We start from the raw sequence: 4997 nt of genomic DNA, 5'->3' as shown, positions 1-4997 counted from the left end.
GCCTTGAAATAAATCCATGATATCTCCATATCATCTATAACCAGTTTGAAGAATTAACAGGCTTGGCAGGGTTGCCGAGTTTTCAAAAACTTTAATTATCAATATTTGAGAGGACACATCATGTCTGTAATCAAGATGACTGACCTGGATCTTGCAGGTAAACGTGTATTTATCCGTGCTGACCTAAACGTGCCAGTAAAAGACGGTAAAGTAACTTCAGATGCACGTATCATCGCATCTCTTCCAACTATTAAGCACTGCCTAGAAGCAGGCGCTAAAGTAATGGTTACGTCTCACCTAGGTCGCCCAACTGAAGGTGAATACGCTGAAGAGTTCTCTCTACAACCAGTTGTTAACTACCTAAACGACGCACTAGATTGTGAAGTTAAGCTAGCAAAAGACTACCTAGATGGCCTAGAGCTAAACGCTGGTGAACTTGTTGTTCTAGAAAACGTTCGCTTTAACAAAGGCGAAAAGAAAAACGACGAAGAGCTATCTAAGAAATACGCAGCACTATGTGACGTATTCGTAATGGATGCATTCGGTACGGCTCACCGCGCTCAAGCGTCAACTCATGGTGTTGGTATGCACGCACCTATCGCTTGTGCTGGCCCTCTTCTAGCAAACGAGCTTGAAGCGCTAGGTAAAGCAATGGACAACCCAGCTCGTCCAATGGTTGCTATCGTAGGTGGTTCAAAAGTTTCTACTAAGCTAACTGTACTTGAGTCTCTATCTAAAATCGCTGACCAACTAGTTGTTGGTGGTGGTATTGCTAACACATTCATCGCAGCTGCTGGCCACAACGTTGGTAAGTCTCTATACGAAGCGGATCTAGTAGACACTGCTAAGAAGCTAATGGATGAGTGTGCAATTCCAGTAGCAACTGACGTTGCATGTGCGAAAGCATTCGACGAAAACGCAGAAGCAGAAATTAAACACGTTTCTGAAGTACAAGACGACGACATGATCTTCGACCTTGGCCCAGATTCAACAGATGAACTAGCAGAAATCCTTAAGAACGCGAAGACTATCCTATGGAACGGTCCAGTAGGCGTATTCGAATTCAAGAACTTCGAAGCAGGTACTAAAGGTATCTCAGAAGCTATCGCAGCATCTGAAGGCTTCTCTGTTGCAGGTGGTGGTGACACGCTAGCAGCTATCGACAAGTTCGGTATCAAAGCTGACGTTTCTTACATCTCTACAGGTGGCGGCGCTTTCCTTGAATTCGTAGAAGGTAAAGTTCTTCCAGCAGTAGAAATGCTAGAAGCACGCGCTAAGTAATTAAAGCAAAGCGGGGGAGTGATTCTCCCGCTTTCTTGTTTGCTGCAACGTGTGAGGAACTCTGCTAGAATAGCCTCAGTTGTGAGCAAACGTTTGCAAGATTTTCAACTTAACAAGTTTTGTTTAAAAACGACAGATAAATAGGATTACATCCATGTCTAAGATCTTCGACTTCGTAAAACCAGGTGTTATCTCTGGCGATGACGTTCAGAAAGTATTTGAAGTTGCAAAAGAAAACAGCTTTGCACTTCCAGCAGTAAACTGTGTGGGTACTGACTCTGTAAACGCAGTACTTGAAGCAGCTGCAAAAGTTAAAGCTCCAGTTATCGTTCAATTCTCTAACGGTGGCGCTGCTTTCTTTGCTGGTAAAGGTCTAAAACTTGAAGGTCAAGAAGCTCAAATCCTAGGTGCTGTTGCTGGTGCGAAATACGTTCACGCTGTAGCTGAAGCTTACGGTGTACCAGTAATCCTACACACTGACCACGCAGCTAAGAAACTACTTCCTTGGATCGACGGTCTACTAGACGCTGGTGAAGAGTACTTCGCGCAAACTGGTAAGCCACTATTCTCTTCTCACATGATCGACCTTTCTGAAGAGTCTCTAGAAGAGAACATCGAAATTTCTGCTAAGTACCTAGAGCGCATGGCTAAAATGAACATGACTCTAGAAATCGAACTAGGTTGTACTGGTGGTGAAGAAGACGGCGTTGACAACTCTGATATGGATGCGTCTGAGCTATATACTTCTCCAGAAGACGTTGCATACGCATACGAGAAACTAAGCGCAATCAGCCACCGTTTCACTATCGCAGCATCTTTCGGTAACGTACACGGCGTATACAAGCCAGGTAACGTTGTACTAACTCCAACTATCCTACGTGATTCTCAAGCGCACGTTTCTGAGAAATTCGGTCTTCCAGCGAACTCTCTAAACTTCGTATTCCACGGCGGTTCAGGTTCTTCTCTAGAAGAAATCCGTGAATCTATCGGCTACGGTGTAATCAAAATGAACATCGATACTGATACACAGTGGGCTACTTGGGATGGTATCCGTAAGTTCGAAGCTGAAAACCACGATTACCTACAAGGTCAGATCGGTAACCCAACTGGTGAAGATGCACCAAACAAGAAGTACTACGATCCACGCGTATGGCTACGTGCTGGTCAAGCTTCAATGGTAGCTCGTCTAGAGCAAGCATTTGCTGACCTAAACGCAGTTGACGTACTATAATCGTTACTGATTAAGTTACTTAAAAACCCGCTCTTTGAGCGGGTTTTTTTATGTCTATCATTTTCTTCCCCTCTGCTTTCTTCCGGTATTTTTATGCGTTAGGTTGTATTTGCTAGTGAGACATCTCACCTTTAACGTTTTTTTAAAGAAAACATGGGAATATCAGTCTTAAGAGTGGCGAAATCAGAGTGCATTGCGTAACCTGTAACAAGTCAGTGTCAGAAAGCTCTGATAAAGTCTTGTTTTGCATATCTTTGCGAAACTCTGACTTTGAAAAAAGTCAGAGTTGGGATATTGTGCCAAAAATCTGACACTGTTCAGTGGAGCAATAGGGATGTTGTTTTAGAAAAGAGCCTTTAAAAAACAAGGTTCATAAATTAACGGCAATTGGATTTATATCTCTTTATTTTTGAGGATAAGAATTATGGCAGGTGAATCGGTGGGTATCGATACCACTTTAACGGATGGTCTAACTCAGGCTGAAACTTGGCTGACAAACAATTCAGATCTACTGGTTCAGTACGGTGTGAACATTATCTCTGCGCTGCTTATTCTGTTTATCGGTAATCTTATCGTTAAGGCAGTCGCTGGTAGTGTTTCTAAAGTACTAGAAAAGAAAAACATGGATAAGGCCGTCGTTGAATTTATTCACGGTCTTGTTCGTTACTTGCTATTTGTAATCGTGCTAATCGCGGCTCTTGGTCGATTAGGCGTTCAAACCGCTTCTGTTGTTGCTGTGATTGGTGCGGCAGGTCTTGCTGTTGGTCTTGCACTACAAGGTTCACTATCAAACTTTGCAGCAGGCGTACTTATTGTTGCGTTCCGTCCATTCAAATCAGGCGACTACGTAGAAATCGGTGGTGTAGCGGGTAGTGTTGAAGCAATTCAAATCTTCCAAACAGTTCTAAAAACACCAGACAACAAAATGGTTGTTGTGCCTAACTCTTCAGTTATCGGCGGTGCTATTACTAACTACTCTCGCCATGCGACACGACGTGTCGACCTAGTGATTGGTGTGTCATACAAAGCGGATCTTAAACTAACGAAGAAAGTAATTCGCGAGACGCTAGAAAAAGATCCGCGTATCTTGAAAGATCCTGATATCACAATCGGTGTACTTACACTGGCAGACTCTTCAGTAAACTTTGTGGTTCGCCCATGGGTGAAAACTGCAGATTACTGGGGCGTATACTTTGATGCAATGCAAGGTATTAAAGAAGCACTGGATGAAAATGGTATCGAAATTCCATTCCCACAAATGGATGTTCATCTGAACAAAATCGACGCTTAATAAAAGCGGTAGATATTCGAAAGCGAGGCCAATTGGCCTCGCTTTTTTATATCTCATAAAGAATGTGATTACCGGCAAGCAATAGACGTTTTAGATGTTTACCGGCAAAGCCAAAGGTGAATTCAGGCAACCCTGGCGTATAGAGCAACTCTTCGTGTAGATACAGGGTTGTATCAACAATGAGCGTGACATATTCAGGTAAGCCAATCGGACATACCGCTCCAGGCAAACAACCTAACACTTCGACCATTTCACCGTCGTCACAAATTGATGGGCGTTTACCTGTGACGGCTTTTATTTGTTTGGCATCGAGGCGAGAGTCTTTTTCTGTTAGATAAATTGCGTAGCCTTGTCCTTTAAGTTTTAAGAAGAGGCTTTTGGTGTGCGTGCCTGTCCATCCAAGCTCGGACGCAATTCTTATATCCGTGTCAAAGTCTAAGATGGCTTCATGCTGCCATTCCCGAAAAGGAATAGAGAGCGCGTTGAGTCGCTCTCTATTGATATCATAGATACGCTTTAGTGACTCCATGTCTTTGTTGTCCTGTTGATTACCAGTACTTTTCAATAAGTTCACTAGCTAAAATATACGCTATCGTGAACATCATTACTGCGACCGCGATGTCGATGCTTTTTTTCACTCTTGGCTTTGATAGGGTAGGGCCTAGTTTTGCGGCTCCTATCGACAAGGTATAGAACCAAACAAAGGAAGCTATCATCGTACCTAGTGCAAAAGCAATTCGGTCATGGCCTTCAAACTGCCCACCAATAGAGCCCAGAATAACGACTGTATCTAAATACAAGTGTGGGTTAAGTACTGTGACGGCTAGCGCACCTAAAATGACCGTTCGACGACCACGAGCGACGACTTCACCTTTTGATTCTGACTCACTGTCTGACTTAAACGCGCTCTTAAGTGACAGTAATCCATAAAAGCTCAGGAACGCAATACCACCAAGCGTCACCGATGTTAGTAAGATTTCATTTTGAGACAAAATCGCACCACCACCAAAGATACCTAGAGAAATGAAGATCATATCTAGGATGCTACAAATAGTGGCAGTCGTCAGGTGATGATTGCGCTTTATGCCTTGATTTAAGACATACGCATTTTGTGCGCCAATCGGAATGATCATTGATGCCCCTAAACCAAACCCTTGCAATAGAACCCACAAGCTCACACTTCACCTCACTTCA

The 4997-nt window shown here is 43.4% G+C and carries 5 protein-coding genes; 3 read left to right on the top strand and 2 right to left on the bottom strand.

Features of this window, described 5'->3' with window-relative positions; all coding sequences use genetic code 11:
• Positions 1-120 precede the first annotated feature (120 nt).
• The 3 genes from CAG69_RS10120 to mscS all read left to right on the top strand — a co-directional run bounded on the left by CAG69_RS10120 (position 121) and on the right by mscS (position 3803).
• A complete protein-coding gene (locus CAG69_RS10120) occupies positions 121-1281 on the top strand; it encodes a phosphoglycerate kinase (RefSeq protein ID WP_161444052.1) in 1161 nt (386 codons plus the stop codon).
• Positions 1282-1435: 154 nt separating this feature from the next.
• Entirely contained in the window at positions 1436-2512 is a 1077-nt protein-coding gene (gene fbaA, locus CAG69_RS10115) for a class II fructose-bisphosphate aldolase (protein ID WP_005393947.1), read from the top strand.
• Between the two features lie 424 nt (positions 2513-2936).
• Positions 2937-3803: a small-conductance mechanosensitive channel MscS gene (mscS, locus tag CAG69_RS10110; protein ID WP_161444050.1), complete on the top strand. Its 867-nt coding sequence runs from the start codon at positions 2937-2939 to the stop codon at positions 3801-3803.
• Between the two features lie 46 nt (positions 3804-3849).
• Here the strand turns inward: mscS and CAG69_RS10105 are convergent, their stop codons facing one another.
• Positions 3850-4332 carry a YbaK/EbsC family protein gene (locus CAG69_RS10105; protein ID WP_161444047.1) on the bottom strand — a complete coding sequence of 161 codons (483 nt, stop codon included), beginning with the start codon at positions 4330-4332 and terminating at the stop codon, positions 3850-3852.
• A gap of 19 nt (positions 4333-4351) precedes the next feature.
• Positions 4352-4981, bottom strand: a complete 630-nt coding sequence (locus tag CAG69_RS10100; RefSeq protein WP_161444045.1) for a LysE family transporter — start codon at positions 4979-4981, stop codon at positions 4352-4354.
• Positions 4982-4997 lie beyond the last annotated feature (16 nt).

It is taken from the genome of Vibrio sp. V43_P6S15P86, from assembly GCF_009904725.1.
Lineage (GTDB): Bacteria > Pseudomonadota > Gammaproteobacteria > Enterobacterales > Vibrionaceae > Vibrio > Vibrio diabolicus.
Note: the sequence above shows the minus strand (reverse complement) of the source record. Positions and strands in the feature narration are given on the sequence as shown.

Excerpts from the sequence above, each read along its gene's own strand:
- mscS (WP_161444050.1), top strand. The coding sequence starts at position 2,937 with ATGGCAGGTGAATCGGTGGGTATCGATACCACTTTAACGGATGGTCTA.
- CAG69_RS10105 (WP_161444047.1), bottom strand. The coding sequence starts at position 4,332 with ATGGAGTCACTAAAGCGTATCTATGATATCAATAGAGAGCGACTCAAC.
- fbaA (WP_005393947.1), top strand. The coding sequence starts at position 1,436 with ATGTCTAAGATCTTCGACTTCGTAAAACCAGGTGTTATCTCTGGCGAT.
- CAG69_RS10120 (WP_161444052.1), top strand. The coding sequence starts at position 121 with ATGTCTGTAATCAAGATGACTGACCTGGATCTTGCAGGTAAACGTGTA.